The sequence below is a fragment of the Streptomyces sp. NPDC086147 genome (assembly GCF_040702165.1).
In the GTDB taxonomy this organism is placed as follows: domain Bacteria; phylum Actinomycetota; class Actinomycetes; order Streptomycetales; family Streptomycetaceae; genus Streptomyces.
The window spans coordinates 615,356-639,951 of sequence record NZ_JBFBJO010000002.1 but is presented as its reverse complement, the minus strand read 5'-3'; the positions used below and the strand labels follow the sequence as shown (position 1 = coordinate 639,951).

The window sequence follows — 24,596 nt, the reverse complement described above, 5'->3', positions numbered from 1 at the left end:
CGGGACGCCGGGCCGTACGCCCCGGCCCGGTCGGCGCCGCGCCCCGCACCCCGGTCAGGCGCCGACGTACTCCGCGAGGTGCTCCCCCGTGAGGGTGGAACGGGCGGCGACCAGGTCGGCGGGCGTGCCCTCGAAGACGATCAGGCCGCCGTCGTGGCCGGCGCCGGGACCGAGGTCGATGATCCAGTCGGCGTGCGCCATGACCGCCTGGTGGTGCTCCACGACGATGACGGACTTGCCGGAGTCCACGAGCCGGTCGAGCAGGCCGAGGAGCTGCTCGACGTCGGCGAGGTGGAGGCCGGTGGTCGGCTCGTCGAGGACGTAGATCCCGCCCTTCTCGCCCATGTGGGTGGCCAGCTTCAGCCGCTGCCGCTCGCCGCCGGAGAGCGTGGTGAGCGGCTGGCCGAGGGTCAGGTAGCCGAGGCCGACGTCGGTGAGCCGGGCCAGGATCCGCTGCGCGGCCGGGGTGGCGGCCTCGCCGGAGCCGAAGAACTCCTCGGCCTCGGTCACGGACATCGCGAGGACCTCGCTGATGTCCCGGCCGCCGAGCAGGTATTCGAGCACGGAGGCCTGGAACCGCTTGCCCTCGCAGTCCTCGCAGGTGGAGGAGGTGCCGGCCATCATGCCGAGGTCGGTGTAGATGACGCCGGCGCCGTTGCAGGTGGGGCAGGCGCCCTCGGAGTTGGCGCTGAAGAGGGCCGGCTTGACGCCGTTGGCCTTGGCGAAGGCCTTGCGGATCGGGTCGAGCAGACCGGTGTACGTGGCGGGGTTGCTGCGCCGGGAGCCGCGGATCGGGCTCTGGTCGACGGAGATCACGTCCTCTCCGGCGGGGAGCGAGCCGTGGACGAGGGAGCTCTTGCCGGAGCCCGCGACGCCGGTGACGACGGTGAGGACCCCGAGGGGGACGTCGACGTCGACGTCGCGCAGGTTGTGCGCGGACGCGCCGCGGATCTCCAGGGCTCCGGTGGGCTCGCGCACCGCGTCCTTGAGGGAGGCGCGGTCGTCGAGGTGGCGGCCGGTGACGGTGCCGGAGGCGCGCAGGCCCTCGACGGTGCCCTCGAAGCAGACGGTGCCGCCGGCCGTGCCGGCGCCGGGGCCGAGGTCCACGACGTGGTCGGCGATCGCGATCGCCTCCGGCTTGTGCTCGACGACGAGGACCGTGTTGCCCTTGTCGCGGAGCTGGATCAGGAGGTCGTTCATCCGCCGGATGTCGTGGGGGTGCAGGCCGACGGTGGGCTCGTCGAAGACGTAGGTGACGTCGGTGAGCGAGGAGCCGAGGTGGCGGATCATCTTGACGCGCTGCGCCTCGCCGCCCGAGAGGGTGCCCGCGGGGCGGTCGAGGGAGAGGTAGCCGAGGCCGATCTCCACGAACGAGTCGAGGGTGAGCTGGAGCGCGGTGAGCAGCGGGGCCACCGAGGGCTCGTCGAGGCCGCGGACCCAGGCGGCCAGGTCGCTGATCTGCATCGCGCAGGCGTCGGCGATGCTGATCTTCCCGATCTTCGAGGCGCGGGCGCCCTCGGCGAGCCGGGTGCCGTCGCACTCGGGGCAGGTGGTGAAGGTGACGGCCCGCTCCACGAACGCCCGGATGTGGGGCTGCATGCCCTCCTTGTCCTTGGCCAGGAAGGACTTCTGGATGCGGGGGACCAGACCTTCGTAGGTCATGTTGATGCCCGCGATCTTCATCCGGGTCGGCTCGTGGTGGAGGAAGGCGTCCAGTTCCCTCTTCGTGTACGAGCGGATCGGCTTGGCCGGGTCGACGAGGCCGGACTCGGTGTAGAGGCGGTAGTTCCAGCCGCCGGTGGTGTAGCCGGGGATGGTGAGCGCGCCCTCGTCGAGGGACTTGGAGTCGTCGTAGAGCTGGGTGAGGTCGATGTCGGAGACCGTGCCCCGGCCCTCGCAGCGCGTACACATGCCGCCGGTGCGCTCGAAGGTCGCCTTGACGGCCTTCTTGGCGCCCTTCTCGACGGTGATCGCGCCGCTCGCCCGCACGGAGGGGACGTTGAAGGAGTACGCGCCCGGCGGGCCGATGTGGGGCTTGCCGAGCCGGCTGAAGAGGATGCGGAGCATCGCGTTGGCGTCGGTGGCGGTGCCGACGGTGGAGCGCGGGTCGGCGCCGAGGCGCTGCTGGTCGACGATGATCGCGGTGGTGAGGCCTTCGAGGACGTCGACCTCGGGCCGGGCGAGGGTCGGCATGAAGCCCTGGACGAAGGAGCTGTAGGTCTCGTTGATCAGCCGCTGGGACTCGGCGGCGACCGTGTCGAAGACGAGGGAGCTCTTGCCCGAGCCCGAGACGCCGGTGAAGACCGTGAGGCGGCGCTTCGGGATCTCGATGCTGACGTCCTTGAGGTTGTTCTCGCGCGCGCCGTGCACACGGATCAGGTCGTGCCGGTCGGCGGCGTGCGGCACGGACGTCTGCTCGTCCGACCTGGTGGCCTTGCTCATCGTGTCTCCAGCTGTCGCGCGGGGCCGAAAGGGTGGTCCATCGCGTCCGGCCCGCCCTCGGCGGGTGTCGCGATGCCCATGACCGTCACGCTAACGGCGGCACGGTGGTGACGCTTCTCTATTCCTGATCTCTTCCGGCGGTGTGCGAGGGATCAGGCGCCGGGCAGGCCCTCAAGGGTCGGCCGGGCCGGGGCGCGGTTCCCGGTCACGTACCGCTCGGCGGCGCGGGCCGCCGCGCGGGCGCTGCGCTCCCCCATCAGGACGCAGAGGGTGTACGCCGTGTCCTCGAAGCGCCGGCGGGCCGACAGGTCGCACGGCCGGGCGAGCACGGTCCGCTCCTGGGCGCGGTAGTGCCGGAGCAACCGGTCGACCGTGTTCCTGTCGGGCAGCAGCATGGCGTCCTCCTGTTCCTGCGTCGCTCCATACTGGCGGCCGTCGGGCACGCCCGCGACCCGCGCGGACACGGTGCGTGACGGAGGAGGAGGGCGCGGGGGTGCCGGGGTCCGGGGAATGTGCTCCCCGGACCCGTTCCCGGGCCGTCAGCGCGGGGCGGCCGACCAGTCGACGATGCGGATCCCCGCGCCCGCCGCCTCGCGGCCCCGGCAGTGGGAGCGGTGACGGCGCAGGACCGCGTCGATGTCGAGGTGGCGGGCGAACTCGGGTCGTGCGGCGAGGCGTTGGGCGTAGGCCCAGAGGGCCGGGTGGGCGGCGACCCGGTCCATGGCGGCGGCGTCCAGGTGCCAGCGGTGGACGGTGTCGAGCTGCACGAGGGCGACCCAGACGTGGATGTCGGCGAGGGTCGGCGCGTCGCCGAGGACGTACGGGTGGTGGGCGAGGCGTTGCTCCAGGGAGCCGAGCGCGGCGAAGAGGACGCCGAGGGGCTCGTGGTGGGCGGCCTCGTCGTCGAGTCCGAGTTCGCCGGCCCGCTGGGCGGCCCGGTTAACGCTCCGCTCGCACAGCTCGGCCACGGCGTCGATCTCGGCGCGGTGCTCCTCGGGCAGCAGGTCGGGGCCGTCGCCGCGGAAGCGCAGGGCGAGGTCCCGGAGGATGTCGGGGACGTGGGTGGTGACGATCCGGCCGGTCCAGCCGTCGCTGAGGACGGGCGCGGAGGCGGGGCCGTCGTAGAGGTGGGCGCTGGCCTCGTACAGCGGGCGGAGGGCCGCGTACCCGCCGTCGGGAGCGTCGGGGGTGTCGGGCAGGACCGTGAGCGGGAGGGTGTCGTCGAGTCCGAGCAGGCCGTGGGCGAGGGCGATGCTCAGACAGTCGGGACTGGACGGTGCGACGTGGAGGCGGTAGCGGTGCGGCACGGCGTAGTGGCCGCTGCGCACGTCGCGGCCGATGCGGCCGCGGAAGGCGGGCACGGCGGAGGCGGGCAGCAGCGAGGACGGGACGACGGACATGCTTCTCCCTTGAGGGTGCTCGGTGCCGGGTCGGGGCGGCGCACGGCGGCAGCGGTCGACGGCACGACGACGACGGCCGAACGGGGCCCGGGACGGCGGAGGTACGTGCAGGAGGAGGCGGGCGGACCGCGGCGGAGGGGGCCCGGCGGGCGGAGGCGGCGCGGGCCCGTCCGGGAGGCGGCGGCGACTACGCGGCGCTGCAGACCCGCAGCAGATCGATGTGGCGGCGGGACGTCAAGGGCAGGGAGCGCGGGAGGGGCGCGGCGGATGCGGTGTCCCTCCGGCCGGTGCGTCCCATGGTTTCCTACCCGTTCGCTCGGTTTTCCCGTCCCTGAGTGTCCGGCCGGTCACGGGCCGCGTCAAGGGTGCGGTACGACCCGTCTCACGGCGCGGTACGCGCGTCCCACGACGAGCGGCGCGGCCGGTGGAACGGCGCGTCCCGCGGGCGGGCGGATCCGTCCCGACCGTACGGAATAATGCGCGCATGCGCATTTCAGCCAGGGCCGACTACGCGGTGCGTGCCGCCCTCCAGCTCGCCGCCGCCCGGGACGCGGGCCCGCTGAAGGCCGAGGCCATCGCGGAGGACCAGGGCATCTCGCACAAGTTCCTGGAGGGCATCCTCGGGGACATGCGCAAGGGCGGTCTGGTGCAGAGCCAGCGCGGCGGCAACGGCGGGTACTGGCTGGCCAGGCCCGCCGAGACGATCTCGGTCGCGGAGGTCATCCGCTGCGTGGACGGCCCGCTGGTCTCCGTGCGCGGGGAGCGGCCGCCGGAGCTGTCGTACACGGGCCCGGCCGAGTCGCTCCTGACGCTGTGGATCGCGCTGCGGGCGGGGGTCCGCGAGGTGCTCGGGGTCTCGCTCGCGGAGGTGGCGGCGGCGGAGCTGCCGGCCGGGATCGTCGCGCTCGCCGACGACCCGGAGGCCTGGACCAACCCCTGACCCGCCCCGGCACCGCCCCGTCCCGCCGGGCCAACCCGGCGCGACCCGCGCCCACTTGGCCGCATCTCACCGATCAAGACGAGCTTGTCCAGCCTGCGGACGCCCCTTGGGGAGCGGCGACCACCTCTGCCACTATCCCTACTATTCCAGTGGGGATACTAGGGATCATGTGAGGTGACGTGAGTACGCCGAGGAAATCGCCGAAGAGACCAGCTGTGCGCACCGCCTCCGCACCGGCCGGACGGGCCGTCGACCGGCCCGCCGACGACGAGATCTGGCCCCGCGTCACCCGGGAGCTCGCCGACGACCTCGCCGTGGACGCCCTGGCGAGGGACCGGGCCGGCAAGGCGCCCTTCGACGAGGTCGCCCGGCTCCAGGAGGCGGGCCTGCCCGCCCTCCTCACGGCGCCGGGCCCGTCCCGGCGGGGCGCCGACCTGCGGGCCGCGTGCGCGGTCGTACGGGAGATCTCCGCCGCCGACAGCTCCGTGGGCGAACTCCTCGCCCACCACTACGCGCTGTCCTGGAGCAGCCGCTTCTTCGGCCCGGCGCACGAGGCCCACGCCCTCCGCACCGCGTCCGCGCCGGAGGACCGGGACCCGGCGGCGGAGAGCCCGGACCCCACGACGGGGACGGACGCCGCCCACCGGCCGGACGCCGCACATCGCCGCCCGCTCGCCCTCGACGTGTGTACGGCCGAGGAGCGCTGGCTGCTCGCCGGAGGCGTCGAACCGCCGCGCACCGCGACCGGGCCCGGCCTCGCGCTCACCCCCGCTGAGGGCAGCGGCGGCGGCTGGATCCTGGACGGGCGCCGCGCCTTCGCGTCCGGCGTCACGGTGGCCGACCGGCTCGTCGTCGGTGCCCGCCCCGGCGGCACCGGCGACCTCCTGGTCGTCCTGGTGGACCCGGCGCATCCGGGGGTGTTCACCGACGCGGGCACGGACCGGGTCGGGCAGCGCCTGGCCGGCGCGGGCACCGTCACCTTCGACCACGTCCCCGTACCGCCCGAGCACGTCCTCGGCGTCCTCCCGCACGACGAGCACGCCGTCGCCCCGTTCACCACCCTCGCCCCGCTCGCCCTGCGGCTGCTCCTCACCCAGGTCGGACTCGGCGTCGCCGAGGGGGCGCTGGCCGAGGCCCGGGACATCAGCCGCGCCGACCAGGCCGGCCCGGCCCCGGCCGGCGGCGCGGGCGGCCCGGTGGCGGCGGACGGCGCCGCCCCGGTCGGGTCCGGGGACGACCCGTACCTCCTCCTCGCCTACGGGGAACTGGCGACCGCCGCGCACGCCGCCGCCGCGGTGGTGGAGCGGGCCACGGACGCCCTCTCCCGCGGCCTGCACACCGAGTGGTCGCTGACCCTGGAGGAGCGTGCCGACATCTCCGTCCTGGTCGCGGCGGCCGAGACCGTCACCGGCCGGGCGGCCGTCCACATCACCACCCGGATCCTCGAACTCGTCGACGGCACGGCGGGCGCCGACTCCCGGGGCGGCGGGCCGGGGTTCGACCGCTTCTGGCGCAACGCCCGGGCGCTCACCGCCCCGACGCGGGCGGACCACCGGCTCCGGGACATCGGGGACCACTACCTCAACGGCACCCACGCGCGGCTCACCCTGCTGGCCTGATCCGGACCGGTCCTGAGCCCCCGTCAGGCGTAAAACCGCATGTCGGGACGTACGGCCCTGCCGTCGGGCGGCCGTCGGGCCCAAGCTGGAGGGGAGAGGGTCCGCCGACCGGGCGGACCCGGCACCGCAACAGACGGAGGCAGCCCGATGAGTCGTGAGATCGTCGCAGGAGTGGACGGTTCCCCGGAGAGTCTCGCTGCGGCGGACTGGGCCGCCCGCGAGGCCCTGCACCGGGGCCTCCCGCTACGGCTCGCGCACGCCTGGCGCTGGGAGCCCCTCGATCTCCCCCTGGTCCAGGACCCCGAGGCCCAGGGGCGGGCCGCGCACGCGGTCCTGCGCGAGGCCGAGGCGGAGATCGCCCGCCGCCACCCGGACCTGGAGCTCTCGGCCGAGGTGCTGCCCGACACCCCGGTCGCCGCGCTGCTCGGCACCGAGGAGCGGGCCGAGATGCTCGTCATCGGCTCGCGCGGCCACGGCCCCGTCGCCGGGTTCCTGCTCGGCTCGTACGGGCAGCAGATCATCGCCGCCGCCACCCGCCCCGTGGTGGCCGTCCGGTCCCGGGACGGCGAAGGGGCCGAGCCGCCCGCCGGGGCCGTGCTCGTCGGCCAGCTCGGCGGCCCGGAGGACAGCGCCGCCGCACTCGGCTTCGCCTTCGCGACCGCCGCCGCGCGCGGGGCGGCCGTGCGGGCCGTGCGGGCGTGGAGCCTGCCGGCCCTCTACGCGTACAGCCCGGCCTCGATGCGGCTCGCCGACGAGGCCGGCGGGCTCGTCCCGTACGAGGAGAAGTCGCTGCGCGAGGCGCTCGCCCCCTGGCGGGAGAAGTACCCGGAGGTCCGGGTCGAGGAGCACGTCGAACTGGGCAGCGCGGGACAGGTGCTGCTCTCCCAGTCGGGGGCCGCGCAGCTCCTCGTGGTCGGGCGGCGAGCCAAGCGCGGGGCCGTCGGGCCGCGGATCGGCTCCGTGGCACACGCGGCACTCCATCTGGCGCCCTGTCCGGTGGCGGTCGTTCCGCAGGGCTGAAAGGCTTCGGGACGAGCTGACGCGCCGGGTTGACGAGGAGTGTCGGGACGGCCGGGGCCGGAAAGGGTTGTCACCGTTGCCCCGGCGGCTCTCCCCCGGGGCCGGCCGTCCGGCGACCCCGGCGAGAGAGCGGAGCACCATGCGGTACCACGTCCGTCCCCGACCCTCCGACCGGCCCGCGCGGGCGGGCGGCCGACCTCGCGGGAGAGGCGGAGCGCGGCGGCGCCCGGGTCTCCTCACGGCCGTCGCCGTCGCGGGGGCGGCGGCCGTCGCGCTCGCGGCGGCGGCGGGGACGTACCCGGCCCCGGCGGTGGCCATCGCCTCCCCCGCGCCCGTACGGGCCGAGCCGGAACCGGAGTTCCGGCCGGGACAGCTCCGCACGCGGGTGCGGGAGCAGCGTCCCGTCCTGAGCGCCGGGAGCGGGGCGGCGGGTGCCGGGAGGGCCGAGCGGTACGCCGGGGAGGTCGTCGCCCTCGTCAACGCCGAGCGCGCGGAGGCCGGTTGCCGGTCGCTCCGCTCCGAGAAGCGGTTGCGGGCGGCGGCCCGGGGACACGCCGACGACATGGCCGCCCGCGACTACTACGCGCACTCCGGTCCGGAGGGCCGGGACGGGGGCGACCGGATGACGAGCGCCGGCTACGCGTGGTCGACCTGGGGGGAGAACATCCACCGCGGGCCGAAGAGTCCGGCGCGGGCCGTGGCGGACTGGATGGAGAGCCCCGGCCACCGGGCGAACATCCTCAACTGCGCCTTCCAGGACATCGGCGTCGGCGTGAACCTGGGCTCCGGCGGCCCCTGGTGGGTGCAGAACTTCGGCGCCCGGCGCTGATCGGGCCGTCCGGTCGAGCGTCGTGACGTCCGGCCGGACGGCCGACCGTCCGGGCGGCTGTCATTCCCGCCCGGGCGCGGGCGCGGCCAGCTTCTGCACCCAGATCGTGCCCCGGGGCCCCGGCACCGACGCCACGCCGGTGTCCCGGTAGCGGCAGTCGAGCATGTTCTCCTCGTGCATCGAGCCGTCGCGCCAGTCTTCGACGACCTCCTCCGGGCCGGTCGCGCCCCTGGCGAGGTTCTCGGCCCAGGCGCTCCAGTCGTAGCCCTCGGCGCTGATCCGCGCGTCCGCGAAGTCGCCCTCCGGGCTGCTGTGCCCGTAGTAGCCCCGCGCGACCATGTCGCGGGCGTAGGCGCGGGCCGCCGCGACAAGCCGGGGATCGGTGCGCAGCGGGGCGCAACCCTCCTCCGCGCGCAGCCGGTTGACGAGACCGGTCACCCGCTCCCCGGAGGTGGGCGGCGGGGGGGGCGGGGTGGTGCGGCGGGGCGTCGGGGTGGTGGTCGTCGGTACGGGGACGGGGGCGGTGGTCGTCGGGGCCGGGGTCGGTGTCGGGGCCGGGGTCGGTGTCGGGGTCGTGGTGGTCGGGGCGGGTGTCGCCGGGGGCGCGGCGAGGGGCCGCTCGGGCCGTACGCGCGCCTCCGGCTCGGAGGGCACGAGGAGGGCGACGGCCCCGAGCACGGCGACGGCGGCGACCCCGGCGACGACCGTCCCGCGCCCGGGGGCCCACCGGCCGGCGGGCTCTCCGCCGCCACCGGGCCGTACGGCGGAACCGTCCACGGGCGCGGCGGTCCCTCCGTCCGGAGCGGTCCCGGGCGCGGCGGCCTCCCCGTCCGGGCCGTGTCCGGAGCCGGCGGGCTCCCCGTGCCCCGCGAGTTCCGTGTCCGGCCACCCGTCCGCCGTCGTCGCGGCGAGGCCGAGCGGGGGCACGAGTCCGATCCCGGCGAGCAGGCCCTCGACGGGGGCGAGGCCCCGGCGGCCCGTCACCCGGTGCGTACAGGCGTCGCAGGCGCGCAGGTGGCGGGCGATCCGCTTGCGCCAGAGCGGGGACGGCCGGCCGTCCCAGGGGCCGAGGATCTCCGTCAGCTCCGGGCACGGCGGCAGGGCGTCCAGGGCGCGGACCACCGCCCGGCCGGTCTCCAGGCGCTCCTTCATGCGCTGGACCCGCACGGCGGCGTGCTGCGGGGGGACGCCGAGGCCCTCGGCGAGTTCGGCGCGGGTCAGTTCGCCGGCGGCCTCCAGCCACCACAGGGAGAGGAGTTCGCGGTCGTCTCCGTCGAGCCAGCGGGTGGCGCGGGCGACGTCGCGGCGCTGCCCGGAGAGGCCGAGGCGGAGGACGGTGAGTTCGGTGAAGTCGCCGGTCGGGTCGGCGAGGTCCACGGCGTGGTCGAGGCCCGGTACGGGGGCCTGTCGGCGCTCGTGCCAGCGGCGGCGTATCCCGTTCATCGCTATGGCGACGATCCAGGACCGGAACCTGGCGGGGTCGCGGAGGCCCGGCAGGCCGTCGAGGGCGCGGACCATCGTCTCCTGGACGATGTCGTCCGTGTCGGCGTGGCCGTCGAGCGCGCGGCCGACGACGTTGTGGACGAGCGGCAGGTAGGCGCGGACCAGTTCGTCCCTGGCGCGGACGTCACCGGCCCTGGCCGCCTCCACCAGGGCGGTGGTGCGGCGCTCGTCGCTGTGCATGGGTCTGCTCCCTCGTCCCGGGTCCGTGTTCCCCGTCTTTCGGAGACCCGTGGGCGCGGGAGGGATAACACTTCTCGCGGTGACGGATGTGTGTCGTGTCCGGGTGCTCGTGGTGCTCGGGCACCGGTGGTGTCCGTCCGGGTGCGGACGGTGCTCGGGTGCCGGTGGTGCTCGGGGGGTTCGGTGCCCGGGCGGCCGGTCCTACACCAGGGGCCCGGGCAGTCTCGGGACCGTGGCCCCGTTTCCCTCCCGGACGGCCTCCACGACGGCGTCGTGGAGATCCCGGCTCTCCTCCTCCGTTGCGCAGGGGACGGGACTGCCCGACATGGTGAACCAGTCGGACGCGCCGCTGTACTGCACGGCCACACGTGCTTCGCGCTCGGTCCAGGTGGTGTGCACGGTCAGATCGCCCGTGACGGTCCCGGCCTCGTCGGTCAGCACCCCACCTCGCCCGGTGTAGACACCGGTGGTCGTCCAAGATGCCCAACTCATCCATCCAGGTTCACACCCGGATGCCGTATGCGCCACCGACGGGACCGCCCCGGCCGGAGGAGTTTCCGGCCGGGGCGGTACGGGGCCGCGCGCCGGATCAGGCGAGGGACGCGAGGGCCTCGTTGAGGGTGGCGGACGGACGCATCACGGCCGCGGCCTTGGCCGGGTCGGGCTGGTAGTAGCCGCCGATCTCGGCCGGGGAGCCCTGGACGGCGATCAGCTCGTCGACGATCTTCCCCTCGTCGGCCGCGAGCTTCTCGGCGAACGGGGCGAAGGCCTTGGCGAGCTCCGCGTCCTCGGTCTGGGCGGCCAGCTCCTGGGCCCAGTACAGGGCCAGGTAGAAGTGGCTGCCGCGGTTGTCGATGCCGCCGAGGCGACGGGTCGGCGACTTGTCCTCGTTGAGGAAGGTGCCGGTGGCGCGGTCGAGGGTGTCGGCGAGGACCTGGGCGCGGGTGTTGCCCGTGGTGGTCGCGAGGTGCTCGAAGGAGGCGGCCAGGGCGAAGAACTCGCCGAGGCTGTCCCAGCGGAGGTAGTTCTCCTTGACGAGCTGCTGGACGTGCTTCGGGGCGGAGCCGCCGGCGCCGGTCTCGAAGAGGCCGCCGCCCGCCATCAGCGGGACGACCGACAGCATCTTGGCGCTGGTGCCCAGCTCCAGGATGGGGAAGAGGTCGGTCAGGTAGTCGCGCAGGACGTTGCCGGTGACCGAGATGGTGTCCTCGCCGCGGCGGATGCGCTCCAGGGAGAACGCGGTCGCCTCGACCGGGGAAAGGATCTTGATCTCCAGGCCCTCGGTGTCGTGCTGCGGGAGGTACTCGTTGACCTTGGCGATCAGCTGGGCGTCGTGGGCGCGGTTCTCGTCGAGCCAGAAGACGGCCGGGGAGCCGGTGGCGCGGGCGCGGGTGACGGCGAGCTTGACCCAGTCCTGGATGGGCAGGTCCTTGGTCTGGCAGGCGCGGAAGATGTCGCCCTCGGCGACCTCCTGCTCCAGGACGGTGTCGCCCGCGGAGTTCACCAGGCGCACGGTGCCGGCCTGGGCGATCTCGAAGGTCTTGTCGTGGGAGCCGTACTCCTCGGCCTTCTGCGCCATGAGGCCGACGTTCGGTACGGAGCCCATGGTCGACGGGTCGAAGGCGCCGTGGGCGCGGCAGTCCTCGATGACGGCCTGGTAGACGCCGGAGTAGCTGTGGTCCGGCAGGACGGCGAGGGTGTCGGCCTCCTGGCCGTCCGGGCCCCACATGTGGCCGGAGGTGCGGATCATGGCCGGCATCGAGGCGTCGACGATGACGTCGGACGGCACGTGCAGGTTGGTGATGCCCTTGTCGGAGTCGACCATCGCGAGGGCGGGGCCCTCGGCGAGCTCGGCCTCGAAGGAGGCCTTGATCTCGGCGCCCAGGTGCGGGACGCCGTCCAGGCCGTTGAGGATCGAGCCGAGGCCGTCGTTCGGGGAGAGCCCGGCGGCGACGAGGGCCTCGCCGTACTTGGCGAAGGTGGCCGGGAAGAAGGCGCGCACGACGTGGCCGAAGACGATGGGGTCGGAGACCTTCATCATGGTGGCCTTGAGGTGCACGGAGAAGAGCACGCCCTCGGCCTTGGCGCGGGCGACCTGCTCGCTCAGGAAGGTGCGCAGGGCGGCGGCGCGCATGACGGCGGCGTCGACGACCTCGCCGGCGACGACCTTCAGCGGCTCGCGGAGCTCGCTGACGGTGCCGTCGGCGGCGGTGAACTCGAAGCGGAGGGTGTCGTCGGCGTCGATGACGACGGACTTCTCCGTGGAGGCGAAGTCGTTTTCGCCCATGGTGGCGACGTTGGTCCTGGACTCGGGGGTCCAGGCGCCCATGCGGTGCGGGTGGGCCTTGGCGTAGTTCTTCACCGAGGCCGGCGCGCGGCGGTCGGAGTTGCCCTCGCGCAGGACCGGGTTGACGGCCGAGCCCTTGATCTTGTCGTAGCGGGCGCGGATCTCGCGCTCCTCGTCGGTCTTCGGGTCGTCCGGGTAGGCCGGGAGGGCGTAGCCCTGGGCCTGGAGCTCGGCGACGGCCGCCTTGAGCTGCGGGATGGACGCCGAGACGTTCGGCAGCTTGATGATGTTGGCCCCGGGCGTCTTGGCCAGCTCGCCCAGCTCGGAGAGGGCGTCGGCGATGCGCTGGCCCTCCTCCAGGTACTCCGGGAAGACGGCGATGATGCGGCCCGCGAGGGAGATGTCCCGCGTCTCGACCGTGACTCCGGCCTGCGAGGCGTACGCCTGGACCACGGGCAGGAACGAGTACGTCGCCAGGGCAGGCGCCTCGTCGGTGTGGGTGTAGATGATGGTCGAGTCAGTCACCAGGGTGCTCCGCTCCACGTCTGCGTATGCGAGATTGCTCGACATCAAGATATCTCGTGATCGCGGTCCTCGGTAAAGGGCCCCACGAGCTCCTCGTCCTCCGGGGCCCCCTCGGCCTCGGCGAAGGGGCCGCCGAGCCGGTACGGGGGCGGGGGGCCGTCCACGTCGACGTGGCGGAGCAGGAGGAGCAGGACGATTCCGGCGGCGGCGGTCGCGCCGGCGGCGAGGGCCTGTCCGCAGCGGTGGGCGAGCCGGAGCTCGGCCGGATCGTAGGGGGCGGTGGCGGGCAGGGCGAGGGTGTCGCCGAGCAGCCAGATCCCGGCGGCGAGGCCGCCGGCCGCGACGAGGACGAGCGGGACGAGCACCAGGAGGGCCGCCGGGGCGGGCAGACGCCGGGGCGCGGGGCGCACTTCGCCCTTGCGGGCCCGGAGGGCGAGGACCCCGCAGAAGACGGCGAGGACGAGGAGGGCGGCGGCGATGACGTCGCCGGGCCGGTGCCGGCCGTCGGCCAGGGTGTGCGCGCCGACGGCGGCGGCCCAGAGGGTGGCGGCGCCGACGGCGGGGGCGCGCAGCCGGTGGGGGACGACGAGGGCCAGGCCGAGGGCGACGCCCAGGGCGAGGGCGGTCTGGGCGCTGGGGAAGCCGCTGGGCAGGAGGGCGGCGGCGCCGGTGGCGCGGGGGCGGGGCGCGTACAGCCGGAGCAGTCCGGTGAGGGCGAGGGCGGTGACGACTCCGCCGGCGGCGAGGCCGGTGAGGACGTACCGCCTGCCTATGAGGCCGACGGCGAGGAGGAGGACGCAGCCGAGGCCCAGGGAGAGGGTGGTGAGCCCGGCGAGGGAGGGGTGGTCGCGGAGCAGGGTGGCGGCGGCGGTGTCGGCGCGCCGGCCGGTCGTGGCGGCGTCGCCCCAGCGGCGGCCGGTCGCGGTGAGGACGAGCCCCGCGTAGACGACCGTGAGCAGGAGGACGGCCCCGAGGCAGCCGCGCCGGGCCCGGGTGCGGACGCGGGTGGTGAACGAGTCGGCGGCCTCGCCCGCGATGGCGGCGTACCACCAGGTGTCACCGGCCCTGAGCGGCCTCGGGGAGCCGCCGGTGCGGGGCCTGTCGTAGGAAGCCATGCCCCGATTCGAACCCACGCCCGGCCGCCCCGCCCGCTGGGCTCGTCCGAACGACACGCCGGGCGCCGGGGCGGGGGCGGGAACCGGGCGGGCGGTCCGCGCGTCTGCCCCGGAGACCGTACGCGCACTCCGGGGGGAGACGTCTCACATGTCGATGCCGCGCAGAATCGGAATCGGGCTGCTGGTCCTGATCGCGTTCGGGTTCCTGGCGCCGAACGGCTGGTACGTCCTGGGCGCGGTCGTGATCGCCCTGGTGATCGCGGGGTTCGTGGCCTTCGAGGCGATGAGCGAGTCGCACCGTTCGCACCGCCCCGACGGACGCCGGTTCCGGCCGGGCCGGGGCGGGGACGGCCGCTGGATCGTCCACGACGAGGACCGGGGCCCCCGCCCCTGACGGGCGGGAGGGGCCGTCTCAGCGCTCCCGGCGCGGGTGCCGGGAGCGGACCACGAGGACCAGGGCGCAGAGGAAGCCGGGGACGGCGAGGACGCCGATCCCGTTCCTCAGGGCGGGGTCGTCCGGGAACGCCGAGAGCGCCAGGACCGCGAGCGCGCCCGCCATCACCAGCTGGGCCCGGCCGAAGAGGCCGATCCGGTGGACGTGCCGGCGCTGTGTGGGAAGCAGCCATCTGGCGCGGAGGGCGGCCGTGCCGCCGGCGGCGAGCAGCAGGGCGAGGATCCCGGAGGGAAGCGCGAGGTACGCGAACTGCCAGGACACGGTCCACCCCCTGTGGTTCCGGCACCGTGCCGGGTCGGCGCGATCATGTCACAGGGGGTGCGGGGCCGGTCAGGAGGAGGCGCGGACCACCAGTTCGGTGGGGAGCAGCCGGCGGGGCTGGTCGTCGGGGGCGCTGGGCGAGGCGATCTCCTGGAGGAGCAGGCGGGCCATGGCGCGGCCCATCTCCTCGATGGGCTGGCGCACGCTGGTGAGCGGCGGGTCCATGTGCCGGGCGACGGCCGAGTCGTCGACGCCGACGAGGGCGACGTCCTCGGGTACCCGGCGGCCCGCCTCGCGCAGGACGGCCCGCGCGCCCGCCGCCATCACGTCGGAGGCGGCGAAGACGGCGTCCAGGTCGGGCCGCCGGTCCAGGAGTTCCCGCATGGCCCGGCGGCCGCCCTCCTCGGTGAAGTCGCCGTTCGCGACGAGGCTTTCGTCGGCCGCGAGCCCCGCCTCGGCGAGGCCCTCGCGGTAGCCGTCGAGGCGGCAGCGGGCCACGTACATGTCGAGGGGGCCGGTGACGGTGGCGACGGCGCGCCGGCCGCGCGCGGCGAGGTGGGCGACGGCGGTCCGGCCGGCGCCGGTGTTGTCGGAGTCGACGAAGGCGACGCTCTCGTCCCTGGAGCGGCGGCCGTTGAGGACGGCGGGCAGGCCGAGGGCGCGGACCTGGTCGGGCAGCGGGTCGTCCCCGTGCACGGAGACGAGGAGGACGCCGTCGACGCGCTGGGCGGCGAGGTACTGCTCGAAGCGCTGCCGCTCCTGTTCGCTGCGGATCAGGGTGAGGAGCAACTGCTTGTCGGCGTCGGCGAGTTCGGCGCTGACGCCGCGGATGATGTCGAGGAAGTACGGCTCGGCGAAGAGTCGCGCCTCGGTCTCGGGGACGACCAGGGCGACGGCGTCGGTGCGGCTGCCGGCGAGGGCGCGGGCGGCCCGGTTGGGGACGTAGCCGAGTTCGGCGACGGCCCGTTCGACGGCGGCCTTGGCCTGTTCGCTGACCTTCGGGGAGCCGTTGATGACCCGGGAGACCGTGCCGCGGCCGACTCCGGCCCGCGCGGCGACCTCCTCCAGGGTGGGCCTGCCGGTCTGCCGCCCGCTCACCGCCATGTGCCGCTCCTCCCCGTCGGGCCGCCGCCCCCACCTGCGTCGCCCGCGAACCTATCAGGCGCGGCGGGGCGCTCCCGGGGCGCGGCAAAGGGCCCCGGGCCCCCGCGCGGAGCCCGGGAGCGGTCCGGGCGCGACGTTCCGTACCCCTCCGGCAGCCCTCCGTATTGCCGCAGGTCAAACCGACCTTATGTGCATAAGACACTCTTTCGGCGTACCGTCATGGGGTTCCCCTTCCTCTTCGACGCCCCGGGAGAGCGCGTGCCCCGCTCCAGGACCGACCACGACCCGACGCCCCGCGAGGGGCGCCGTCCGCGTCTCCGGACGGCCGCGATCGCGACAGGTGTGGTCGCGGTGGCCGCCGGCGGCCTGTACGGTGCGGGCCTGCTCGCCACGGGGGACGACATATCCGCCGGCACCCGGGTCTCCGGCATCGACATCGGCGGCATGAGCCGCTCCCAGGCAGAGGCGAGACTCGCCGCCGAGGCCCCGGCCGAGTGGAAGGCGCCGATCCCCGTGCGGGTCGGCGACCTCGCGTCGGCCGTGGACCCGGCCGCCGCCGGGCTGAGCGTGGACGTGGCGAAGACCGCCGAGCTGGCGGCCGACCCCTCCCGCGACCCCGTCACCGTCGTCCGGCGCCTCTTCTCCGCCGGCGAGCGCGACATCCGGCCGGTCTTCGCGTACGACGAGGCCAAGGCGAAGGCCACCGTGGCCGACCTGGCGAAGCGGAACGACCGCGCGGTCCGCGAGGGCTCCGTCGCCTTCCGCGGCGGGAAGGCCGTCGCGACCCAGCCGGTCACGGGCCGGAAGCTGGACACCGACCGGTCCGTCGAGTCGCTCCGCTCGGCCTACCCGGCCGCCACGGGCGCGTCGCCGGTCGCCCTCCCCGTCGCCCTGACCGAGCCGAAGCTGCCCGCCGCCGAGGTGAACCGCTTCCTCGACACGTACGCGAAGCCCGCCCTCTCCGGCCCCGTGACGCTCACGGCGGGGAGCGAGCGCCTGCGGATCTCCCCGGCCACGCTGAGCGACCACCTCACCGTGAAGAACGACGACGGGCACCTCAGCGGGGTCCTCGACGCGGACGCGCTGCTGCGCGACCCGGACGTGGCGCGGCCGCTCGCCTCGCTGACGAACGCGCCGACGCAGTCGACCCTCGGCGTGCGGAACGGCAAGGTCGTCGTGGAGTCGGAGGGCCGGTCGGGCCACGAGGTGACCGCGAAGGCCCTCGGCGACGCCGTCCGCCCGCTGCTCGCGAAGACCGGCGACGCGGCCCGTACGGCCCCGGTGGCCACCAAGGTGACCAAGCCCGACCTGACCTCCGACTCGCTGGCCCGCCTCGGCATCACCGAGCAGATGTCGTCGTTCACGGTGAGCTTCCCCTCGGCCCCGTACCGGACGACGAACATCGGCCGGGCCGCCGAGCTGATCAACGGTTCGCTCGTGCAGCCCGGCGCGGTGTGGAGCTTCAACAGGACGGTCGGCGAGCGCACCCCGGACAACGGCTTCGTCGACGGCACGATGATCCTCGACGGCCAGTACCGGTCCGCGCCCGGCGGCGGCGTGTCCGCCATGGCCACCACCGTCTTCAACGCCATGTTCTTCGCCGGGGTGAAGCCCGTCGAGTACGGCGCCCACTCCTTCTACATCGAGCGCTACCCGGCCGGCCGCGAGGCGACCGTCGCCTGGGGCAGCCTGGACCTGAAGTTCCGCAACGACACGGGCAAGCCGATCTACATCAAGGCGAGCGCGACGGACTCCTCGGTGACGGTGAGCTTCCTCGGGACGAAGAAGTACGACTCGGTGGAGGCGGTCGCCGGTCCGCGCACCAACCTCACGCAGCCCGTGAAGCGCGAGGGCACGGGCAAGGCCTGTGTGCCGCAGCCGCCCCTGGAGGGCTTCGACATCTCGGTGGACCGGGTGTTCAAGAACGGCGGCGCCGAGGTCAAGCGGGAGACCTTCAAGACCCACTACACCCCGCGCGACGAGGTGACCTGCACGGTGGACGGCGGGGAGACCCCCGAGAAGGTCCCGGCGAAGACTCCGCAGGAGATCGCCGACGGGCGCTGACGCGCGCCTCCGGAAGGGTGTCTTCCCGTCCGGCCCGGGCATCACTTCGGAGCGCGGCCCGCAGGGGTCCGCCGGAAGCGCCCCGGGGCACCCCGGACGGGGCGCGCCCTTCCGGACGGACGCCCGATCCCCGACGGGCCGCCCGATCCGTCGGAGGCCCGCCTTGGCACAGCGCACCGACCCCTGCGAGCGGCTGCTCGGCGACGCCGTGCGCGCGGGCGTCGTCCCCGGCGCCGTCTGGGCCGCGGGCGACGCCCGCACCACCCTGTCGGCCGGAGCCGTCGGCGTCCTCGACCCGGCGGACCCCGCCGGGCCGACGCGCCCCGACACGCTCTTCGACGTCGCGAGCCTCACCAAGGTCCTCGCCGTCTGGGCCGTGACCGGCACCCTCGTCGACGCGGGCAAGCTCGACCCGTCCGCCCCGCTCGGCTCGTACTGGCCGGAGGCGGCCGGCCGGCCGCTCGCCGGGGCCACGGCCCACCACCTCCTCACCCACACGGCGGGCCTGCCGCTGCGCGCCAACCTGCGACACCTGTACGGCTCCGATCCGCAGGACGTGCGGGACGGGGTGCTGTCCGAGCCGCTGCGGCACCGGCCCGGGGAGGCCGTCGCGTACACCGACCGGGCGGCCCTGGTCCTCGGCTACCTCGCCGAGCACCTCACCGGGCTGCCCCTCCCCCGGCTCGCCGGGGAGCGGGTCTGGACGCCCCTCGGCATGACGGAGACCCGGTACGGACCGCTGCCCGCCGCCCTGAGGCAGCGGTGCGCGCCGACGGAGTACGACGAGGAGAGCGGCGTCCGGCTCAGGGGCACCGTCCACGACTTCTCGACCCGGCTCCTCGGCGGCGCCTGCGGCATCGCGGGCGTCTTCACCACCGCCGGCGACACCGGCCGCTTCCTGCGCCACCTCCTCGACCCGGCGCCCGGCACCTTCTCGGCAGGGTGGACCGCCGCCTCGCTGCGCGTGCGCACCGGCCGCCTCGACCCGCCGCGCGGGCTCTTCTGGCACCCGGCGCCGGGCACGGGCCCGGCGGACGACGTCTGGGCCCACTTCGGCTTCACCGGCACGGGTCTCTGGGTCTCGCCCGCGCGAGGCCGCTGGGCCGTCCTGCTGACCAACCGGCTCTGCCTCACCCGCGATCCCGGCCCGCTGGCCCGGGTCAGGGACGCCTTCCGGACCCTGGTCTTCCCCTGACGGGCCGCCCCTCCCCCGCCCGGCCCGCGGAACGGGACGGAGCCCCCGGGGCGCAAGGGGGCCGCAAGGGGCCCTCGTCACACCCGGGACCCCTTGATCGATCGAACGGGCCGGGGGTTACCATATGAGCGCCGCCTAGCTCGAAAGATAAACTTGTGACTGTCAATGACGACTCGTTCACCAGCTGGAAGAACCGCGAGGAGATCGCGGAGTCGATGATCCCGATCATCGGGAAGCTGCACCGGGAGCAGGACGTCACCGTCCTCCTCCACAGCCGCTCCCTGGTGAACAAGTCGGTGGTCAGCATCCTCAAGACCCACCGCTTCGCCCGGCAGATAGCCGGCGAGGAGCTGTCGGTCACCGAGACGCTCCCCTTCCTCCAGACGCTCACCACCCTCGACCTGGGCCCGTCCCAGATCGACATCGGCATGCTGGCCGCCGACTACAAGACCGACGACCGCGGTCTGTCGGTGGCGGAGTTCACCGCCGAGGCCGTCGCCGGCGCCACCGGTGAGAACAAGATCGAGCGCCGCGACGGACGCGACGTCGTCCTCTACGGCTTCGGCCGCATCGGCCGCCTCGTCGCCCGCCTCCTCATCGAGAAGGCCGGTTCGGGCAACGGCCTGCGGCTGCGCGCGATCGTCGTGCGCGGCGGTGGCGAGCAGGACCTCGTGAAGCGCGCCTCGCTGCTGCGCCGCGACTCCATCCACGGCCAGTTCCAGGGCACGATCACGGTCGACGAGGAGAACAGCTCCATCGTCGCCAACGGCAACACGATCAAGGTGATCTACGCCAACGACCCCTCCGAGGTCGACTACACGGCGTACGGCATCGAGAACGCCATCCTGATCGACAACACGGGCAAGTGGCGCGACCGCGCGGGCCTCTCCACGCACCTGCGCCCCGGCATCGACAAGGTCGTCCTGACCGCGCCCGGCAAGGGCGACGTGCCGAACATCGTGCACGGCGTCAACCACGACACGGTCAAGCCGGACGAGCGGATCCTGTCCTGCGCCTCCTGCACCACCAACGCGATCGTCCCGCCGCTGAAGGCGATGGACGACGAGTACGGCGTGCTGCGCGGCCACGTGGAGACCGTCCACTCGTTCACCAACGACCAGAACCTCCTGGACAACTACCACAAGGCCGACCGCCGCGGCCGTTCCGCGCCGCTCAACATGGTGATCACCGAGACCGGTGCCGCCTCGGCCGTCGCCAAGGCGCTGCCGGAGCTGAAGGCCCCGATCACCGGCAGCTCGATCCGCGTCCCCGTCCCGGACGTCTCGATCGCGATCCTGAGCCTGCGCCTGGGCCGCGAGACCACCCGTGACGAGGTCCTGGAGTACCTGCGCGACGTCTCGCTGCACTCGCCGCTGAAGCGCCAGATCGACTTCACCACGGCCCCCGACGCCGTCTCGATGGACTTCGTGGGCTCGCGCCACGCGTCGATCGTCGACGCCGGCGCGACCAAGGTCGACGGCGACAACGCGATCCTGTACCTGTGGTACGACAACGAGTTCGGCTACTCGTGCCAGGTCATCCGGGTCGTCCAGCACGTCTCCGGCGTGGAGTACCCGACCTTCCCGTCGCCGGCGGTCTGATCCCCGCGACGCCCGACGACGTGCCGCGCCCTTCCCCGGGGGCGCGGCGCGCCGCCGTTCCCGGGGCGGCGAACCGGACGGGCGGTCGCCGGCGTCCCTCCCGCCATGGAGACGTTCATGCACGGGACGCGCCAGCTGCTGCGCTTCGCGGTCCTGGAGGTGCGCTGCTGCGCCTTCGCCGTCGCGCTCGTCGGCGGGATCGCTGCCTCGACGCTGCTGCCGGAACTGCCGATCGCCCGCTACGACCTGCTCCTCCTGTACGGCATCGGGCTCACGCTCCTCGCGTGGCGGGTCGGCTGGGACACCGGCCGGGACGTCGCCGTGATCGCCGGCTGCCATGCCATCGGCCTGCTCTTCGAGCTGGTCAAAGTGCGGATGGGTTCGTGGAGCTACCCGGAGGAGGCGCTGACGAAGTTCGGCGGCGTCCCCCTGTACGGCGGGTTCCTGTACGCGGCCGTGGGCAGTTACGTGTGCCGGGCCTGGCACCTGTTCGACCTGCGGCTCACGGGCTACCGGCCCCGGGTCACGGCGGTCCTCGCCGGCGCCGTGTACGTGAACTTCTTCAGCCACCACTGGCTGCCCGACGCCCGCTGGGCGCTGGCCGCCCTGCTGCTCGTCGCCACGGCGGGCACCTGGGTGCGGTTCCGGGTCGGGGCCCGGGACCACCGGATGCCGCTGGCCCTGTCGTTCGTCCTGATCGGCTTCTTCCTGTGGGTGGCGGAGAACGCGGCCACGTACGTCGGAGCCTGGAGCTACCCGCACCAGCTCGGAGGCTGGCAGCCCGTGCCCCTCACCAAGTTCGGCGCGTGGGCGCTGCTCATCAGCGTCACCTTCGTCCTGGTGGCCGGCGGGGGCCGGGGCGGTGGCCGGGAGGACGGCCGGAGCGGCGGCAGGAGCGGGGGCCGGGACGGTGATCGGGGCGGTGGCCGGAAATTTGTTCTCGGCGGCTCCGGGTGAGAAATTCGTGGGTTTCCCGCACGGGCGCCGACGACGTGCTACAGTCGACGTCAGTTGCAGTTGTGGTTCCCAAATACTTACAAGTGCCTTCGACGATTCGACATCGTCAGGCACTTGATTTGTTTTCGGTGCAGTTTCCGGACGGGGCAATCATCACGGCGACTCCGGGATCCGCACAGTGCGGCTCCCAGGGCTACGCCCCGAAAAGGAGATATGACATGGCTACTGGCACCGTGAAGTGGTTCAACTCGGAAAAGGGCTTCGGCTTCATCGAGCAGGAGGGTGGCGGCCCGGACGTGTTCGCCCACTACTCCAACATCGCCACCTCCGGCTTCCGTGAGCTCCAGGAAGGCCAGAAGGTGACCTTCGACGTCACGCAGGGCCAGAAGGGCCCCCAGGCGGAGAACATCCTCCCCGCCTGACGTTGACACGTCCGACGCGGCCGGTGCCCTCACCCGTGTGGTGAGGGCACCGGCCCGTCGCGTTTTCCGGATTCCCCACGGGCCGGAGGCCGTTTCCCGCTCCCGTGGCGCGTCCGGATCCGCACGCATCACCCCTCATACGGCATCGCACGGCATTTCGGTACGTCGCGGCAATTCACGGGTCAACCGCCCGTCGTGAATTCCTCGGAACGCACCGTTTCCAGGAAGGTCACATGAACGACACGCCCCGTACGGACGACACGCGGAAGGCCGAATGCGCGCCGTCCCCGATACCGGCCACCGGCTTCGCCGAGCTCGGCCTGCCCGCCGAGGTGCTCCGGGTGCTCGGCCGTCTGGGCGTCGACGAGCCGTTCCCGATCCAGGCCGCCACCGTGCCCGACGCCCTCGCGGGCCGCGACGTCCTCGGACGCGGGCGGACCGGGTCCGGCAAGACGCTCGCCTTCGGCCTTCCGCTGCTCGTGCGGACCGCCGGACGCCGCGCCGAGACGCGCAGGCCGCTCGCCCTGGTCCTGGTGCCCACGCGGGAGCTGGCCCAGCAGGTCACCGACGCGCTCACCCCGTACGCCACCGCGCTGGGACTGCGCCTGGCGACCGTGGTCGGCGGCATGTCGATCGGCCGGCAGGCGGGCGCGCTGCGCGACGGGGCCGAGGTCCTGGTCGCGACGCCGGGCCGCCTCATGGACCTCGTGGAGCGCAAGGACTGCCGGCTCGACCGGGTGGCGGTCACCGTCCTCGACGAGGCCGACCAGATGGCCGACCTGGGCTTCATGCCGCAGGTCACCGAACTCCTCGACCAGGTGCGCGCCGAGGGCCAGCGGATGCTGTTCTCGGCCACGCTCGACCGGAACGTCGACCTGCTCGTCGAGCGCTACCTCACCGACCCGGTCGTGCACTCGGTCGACCCGTCGGCCGCCGCCGTCTCCACCATGGAGCACCACGTGCTCCATGTGCACGGTGCCGACAAGTTCGCCACCGCCACGGAGATCGCGGCCCGCGACGGGCGCGTGATCATGTTCCTGGACACCAAGCACGCCGTGGACCGCTTCACCAAGCACCTCCTCGGCAGTGGCGTACGGGCCGCGGCGCTGCACGGCGGCAAGTCCCAGCCGCTGCGGACCCGCACCCTGGACCGCTTCAGGAGCGGCGAGGTGCCGGTCCTGGTCGCCACCAACGTGGCGGCGCGCGGCATCCACGTCGACGCGCTCGACCTCGTCGTCAACGTCGACCCGCCGGCCGACGGCAAGGACTACCTGCACCGCGGCGGACGCACCGCGCGCGCCGGCGAGTCCGGCGTCGTCGTCACCCTGGTCACCCCCGAGGAGCGCCGGGACGTGGCACGCGTCATGGCGGACGCGGGCATCCGGCCCCAGGTCACCCGGGTCCGCTCCGGCGAGGCCGAGCTGTCCCTCATCACCGGCGCCCGGAAGCCCTCGGGCGTCCCGGTCGACGGCAGCGCCCCGACCCAGGAGGGCGCCAAGCGCGGCGGCGCGGCCTTCCGTGGCATCGGCACGGTCCCGGGCCGTCCGGGCCGCGCCAAGAACGAGTCCCGCCGCGCCGCCGAGGCCCGCAAGACGGCCGAGGCCCGGCGGGCGGCGAAGGTCCGCAGGGGCGGCTGACCGGCCCGGAGCGGGCGGGGGCCGTCGACCGTCACCAGGACGTCGGACGGCTTCGGGTCGCGGTGGATCAGTCCGGCGCCGTGCACGGACCCCAGGGCCACGGCCGGGCGGTGGGCGAGGGCGCGGACCAAAGTCCCGGGCGACGATGCGGTACGGGCCGAGGGCGACCGGGTCCTCGGGCATCAGCCGTTCCACGGAAGAAACCTCCGGGTCGTGACGTTCTTCCTCACCGACGGGGGTCCGCGGCGCCGACCGGTGCCGCTCCGGACGGACCCGGGGACCGTTCCCGGACCGTATCGGATCCGCCCCGCGACCGCGCTCACGAAGGACGTCCCATGAAGATCGGTATCATCGGCGCCGGCAACATCGGCGGCAACCTCACCCGTCGTCTCACGGCCCTCGGTCACACCGTGTCCGTGGCCAACTCCCGCGGCCCCGAGACGCTCACCGCGCTCGCCGAGGAGACCGGGGCCACCCCGGTCCCCGTCACCGAGGCCGCCGACGGCGCCGAACTGGTCGTCGTGACCATCCCCCTGAAGAACCTCCCCGACCTCCCCGACGACGTGCTCGCCGGCGCCGCCGAGGGCTTCGTCCTCGTCGACACCAACAACTACTACCCCCGGGAGCGCGACGGGCGGATCGCCGCCATCGAGGACGAGGGCCTGACCGAGAGCCGGTGGACGGAGCGGCAGTTGGGCCACCCGGTCGTCAAGGCGTTCAACGGCACCTACGCCCAGGACATCCTCGACCGTCCGCGTCCGGCCGGCGACCCCGAGCGGATCGCCCTGCCGATCGCCGGTGACGACGAGGCCGCCAAGGACACCGTCCGCGCCCTCGTCGACGAACTCGGCTTCGACACGGTCGACGCCGGCGGCATCGACGACTCCTGGCGGCAGCAGCCCGACACCCCGGTGTACGGGCTCCGCGCGGATGCCGACGCCGTGACGAAGGCCCTCGCCGAGGCCTCTCCCGAGCGTCCCGCCTCCTTCCGGGGCTGAGCGCACGGGCCCCGCCCGGCCCGGAGGACCGCGCGTCCCCGGG

General features: G+C 74.1%; 21 protein-coding genes. 12 read left to right on the top strand and 9 right to left on the bottom strand.

The window, feature by feature from the left end; all coding sequences use genetic code 11:
• Window positions 1–54 precede the first annotated feature (54 nt).
• From AB0398_RS07460 to AB0398_RS07450, 3 genes are all read right to left on the bottom strand, one after another.
• On the bottom strand, window positions 55–2,442 hold the full coding sequence (locus tag AB0398_RS07460; RefSeq protein ID WP_366372894.1) for an excinuclease ABC subunit UvrA: 2,388 nt from the start codon (window positions 2,440–2,442) through the stop codon (window positions 55–57).
• Between the two features lie 152 nt (window positions 2,443–2,594).
• Window positions 2,595–2,837: a DUF5133 domain-containing protein gene (locus AB0398_RS07455; protein WP_366372893.1), complete on the bottom strand. Its 243-nt coding sequence runs from the start codon at window positions 2,835–2,837 to the stop codon at window positions 2,595–2,597.
• A 144-nt stretch (window positions 2,838–2,981) separates the two neighbouring features.
• Window positions 2,982–3,842, bottom strand: coding sequence for a glutathione S-transferase C-terminal domain-containing protein (locus AB0398_RS07450; protein WP_366372892.1), 861 nt, complete (start codon window positions 3,840–3,842; stop codon window positions 2,982–2,984).
• 484 nt (window positions 3,843–4,326) lie between these two features.
• On the opposite strand from AB0398_RS07450, the gene AB0398_RS07445 reads away from it, so the two are divergent.
• The 4 genes from AB0398_RS07445 (at window position 4,327) to AB0398_RS07430 (ending at window position 8,250) form a co-directional block, all read left to right on the top strand.
• On the top strand, window positions 4,327–4,782 hold the full coding sequence (locus AB0398_RS07445; protein ID WP_030213461.1) for an Rrf2 family transcriptional regulator: 456 nt from the start codon (window positions 4,327–4,329) through the stop codon (window positions 4,780–4,782).
• Window positions 4,783–4,997: 215 nt separating this feature from the next.
• Window positions 4,998–6,401, top strand: coding sequence for an acyl-CoA dehydrogenase (locus AB0398_RS07440; protein ID WP_366372891.1), 1,404 nt, complete (start codon window positions 4,998–5,000; stop codon window positions 6,399–6,401).
• Between the two features lie 147 nt (window positions 6,402–6,548).
• Complete coding sequence (locus AB0398_RS07435; protein ID WP_366372890.1) at window positions 6,549–7,421, top strand: universal stress protein; 873 nt, start codon at window positions 6,549–6,551, stop codon at window positions 7,419–7,421.
• Between the two features lie 139 nt (window positions 7,422–7,560).
• Window positions 7,561–8,250: a CAP domain-containing protein gene (locus AB0398_RS07430; RefSeq protein WP_366372889.1), complete on the top strand. Its 690-nt coding sequence runs from the start codon at window positions 7,561–7,563 to the stop codon at window positions 8,248–8,250.
• A gap of 60 nt (window positions 8,251–8,310) precedes the next feature.
• Here the strand turns inward: AB0398_RS07430 and AB0398_RS07425 are convergent, their stop codons facing one another.
• The 4 genes from AB0398_RS07425 to AB0398_RS07410 all read right to left on the bottom strand — a co-directional run bounded on the left by AB0398_RS07425 (window position 8,311) and on the right by AB0398_RS07410 (window position 13,860).
• Window positions 8,311–9,933, bottom strand: a complete 1,623-nt coding sequence (locus AB0398_RS07425) for a sigma-70 family RNA polymerase sigma factor (RefSeq protein WP_366372888.1) — start codon at window positions 9,931–9,933, stop codon at window positions 8,311–8,313.
• 201 nt (window positions 9,934–10,134) lie between these two features.
• The gene (locus AB0398_RS07420) at window positions 10,135–10,425 is read right to left on the bottom strand and encodes a hypothetical protein (RefSeq protein WP_053640858.1); all 291 of its coding nucleotides are present in this window, start codon (window positions 10,423–10,425) and stop codon (window positions 10,135–10,137) included.
• A 97-nt stretch (window positions 10,426–10,522) separates the two neighbouring features.
• Entirely contained in the window at window positions 10,523–12,745 is a 2,223-nt protein-coding gene (locus AB0398_RS07415) for an NADP-dependent isocitrate dehydrogenase (protein ID WP_366372887.1), read from the bottom strand.
• Window positions 12,746–12,789: 44 nt separating this feature from the next.
• Window positions 12,790–13,860, bottom strand: coding sequence for a phosphatase PAP2 family protein (locus AB0398_RS07410; protein WP_366372886.1), 1,071 nt, complete (start codon window positions 13,858–13,860; stop codon window positions 12,790–12,792).
• Window positions 13,861–14,014: 154 nt separating this feature from the next.
• Here AB0398_RS07410 and AB0398_RS07405 point away from each other — a divergent pair, with 154 nt between their 5' ends.
• A complete protein-coding gene (locus AB0398_RS07405; protein ID WP_366372885.1) occupies window positions 14,015–14,254 on the top strand; it encodes a hypothetical protein in 240 nt (79 codons plus the stop codon).
• A gap of 18 nt (window positions 14,255–14,272) precedes the next feature.
• On the opposite strand, the gene AB0398_RS07400 is transcribed toward AB0398_RS07405, so the two are convergent.
• On the bottom strand, window positions 14,273–14,575 hold the full coding sequence (locus AB0398_RS07400) for a hypothetical protein (RefSeq protein ID WP_366372884.1): 303 nt from the start codon (window positions 14,573–14,575) through the stop codon (window positions 14,273–14,275).
• A 69-nt stretch (window positions 14,576–14,644) separates the two neighbouring features.
• Complete coding sequence (locus AB0398_RS07395) at window positions 14,645–15,679, bottom strand: LacI family DNA-binding transcriptional regulator (RefSeq protein WP_366372883.1); 1,035 nt, start codon at window positions 15,677–15,679, stop codon at window positions 14,645–14,647.
• 258 nt (window positions 15,680–15,937) lie between these two features.
• Here AB0398_RS07395 and AB0398_RS07390 point away from each other — a divergent pair, with 258 nt between their 5' ends.
• From AB0398_RS07390 to AB0398_RS07360, 7 genes are all read left to right on the top strand, one after another.
• The gene (locus AB0398_RS07390) at window positions 15,938–17,743 is read left to right on the top strand and encodes a VanW family protein (RefSeq protein ID WP_366372882.1); all 1,806 of its coding nucleotides are present in this window, start codon (window positions 15,938–15,940) and stop codon (window positions 17,741–17,743) included.
• A gap of 163 nt (window positions 17,744–17,906) precedes the next feature.
• Window positions 17,907–18,938 carry a serine hydrolase domain-containing protein gene (locus AB0398_RS07385; protein WP_366372881.1) on the top strand — a complete coding sequence of 344 codons (1,032 nt, stop codon included), beginning with the start codon at window positions 17,907–17,909 and terminating at the stop codon, window positions 18,936–18,938.
• A gap of 155 nt (window positions 18,939–19,093) precedes the next feature.
• Window positions 19,094–20,539 carry a glyceraldehyde-3-phosphate dehydrogenase gene (locus AB0398_RS07380; protein ID WP_366372880.1) on the top strand — a complete coding sequence of 482 codons (1,446 nt, stop codon included), beginning with the start codon at window positions 19,094–19,096 and terminating at the stop codon, window positions 20,537–20,539.
• 117 nt (window positions 20,540–20,656) lie between these two features.
• The gene (locus tag AB0398_RS07375) at window positions 20,657–21,496 is read left to right on the top strand and encodes a DUF817 domain-containing protein (protein WP_366372879.1); all 840 of its coding nucleotides are present in this window, start codon (window positions 20,657–20,659) and stop codon (window positions 21,494–21,496) included.
• A 218-nt stretch (window positions 21,497–21,714) separates the two neighbouring features.
• Window positions 21,715–21,918 (top strand): cold-shock protein, encoded by a 204-nt coding sequence (locus AB0398_RS07370; protein WP_033201600.1) that lies wholly within the window; start codon window positions 21,715–21,717, stop codon window positions 21,916–21,918.
• Window positions 21,919–22,151: 233 nt separating this feature from the next.
• The gene (locus AB0398_RS07365; protein ID WP_366372878.1) at window positions 22,152–23,555 is read left to right on the top strand and encodes a DEAD/DEAH box helicase; all 1,404 of its coding nucleotides are present in this window, start codon (window positions 22,152–22,154) and stop codon (window positions 23,553–23,555) included.
• Window positions 23,556–23,635: 80 nt separating this feature from the next.
• On the top strand, window positions 23,636–24,553 hold the full coding sequence (locus tag AB0398_RS07360) for an NAD(P)-binding domain-containing protein (RefSeq protein WP_366372877.1): 918 nt from the start codon (window positions 23,636–23,638) through the stop codon (window positions 24,551–24,553).
• The last annotated feature ends 43 nt before the right edge of the window (window positions 24,554–24,596 follow it).

Coding starts and splice junctions, on each gene's coding strand:
- AB0398_RS07460 (WP_366372894.1), bottom strand. CDS start 2,442: ATGAGCAAGGCCACCAGGTCGGACGAGCAGACGTCCGTGCCGCACGCC.
- AB0398_RS07455 (WP_366372893.1), bottom strand. CDS start 2,837: ATGCTGCTGCCCGACAGGAACACGGTCGACCGGTTGCTCCGGCACTAC.
- AB0398_RS07450 (WP_366372892.1), bottom strand. CDS start 3,842: ATGTCCGTCGTCCCGTCCTCGCTGCTGCCCGCCTCCGCCGTGCCCGCC.
- AB0398_RS07445 (WP_030213461.1), top strand. CDS start 4,327: ATGCGCATTTCAGCCAGGGCCGACTACGCGGTGCGTGCCGCCCTCCAG.
- AB0398_RS07435 (WP_366372890.1), top strand. CDS start 6,549: ATGAGTCGTGAGATCGTCGCAGGAGTGGACGGTTCCCCGGAGAGTCTC.
- AB0398_RS07430 (WP_366372889.1), top strand. CDS start 7,561: ATGCGGTACCACGTCCGTCCCCGACCCTCCGACCGGCCCGCGCGGGCG.
- AB0398_RS07425 (WP_366372888.1), bottom strand. CDS start 9,933: ATGCACAGCGACGAGCGCCGCACCACCGCCCTGGTGGAGGCGGCCAGG.
- AB0398_RS07420 (WP_053640858.1), bottom strand. CDS start 10,425: ATGAGTTGGGCATCTTGGACGACCACCGGTGTCTACACCGGGCGAGGT.
- AB0398_RS07410 (WP_366372886.1), bottom strand. CDS start 13,860: ATGGCTTCCTACGACAGGCCCCGCACCGGCGGCTCCCCGAGGCCGCTC.
- AB0398_RS07405 (WP_366372885.1), top strand. CDS start 14,015: ATGCCGCGCAGAATCGGAATCGGGCTGCTGGTCCTGATCGCGTTCGGG.
- AB0398_RS07395 (WP_366372883.1), bottom strand. CDS start 15,679: ATGGCGGTGAGCGGGCGGCAGACCGGCAGGCCCACCCTGGAGGAGGTC.
- AB0398_RS07375 (WP_366372879.1), top strand. CDS start 20,657: ATGCACGGGACGCGCCAGCTGCTGCGCTTCGCGGTCCTGGAGGTGCGC.
- AB0398_RS07370 (WP_033201600.1), top strand. CDS start 21,715: ATGGCTACTGGCACCGTGAAGTGGTTCAACTCGGAAAAGGGCTTCGGC.
- AB0398_RS07365 (WP_366372878.1), top strand. CDS start 22,152: ATGAACGACACGCCCCGTACGGACGACACGCGGAAGGCCGAATGCGCG.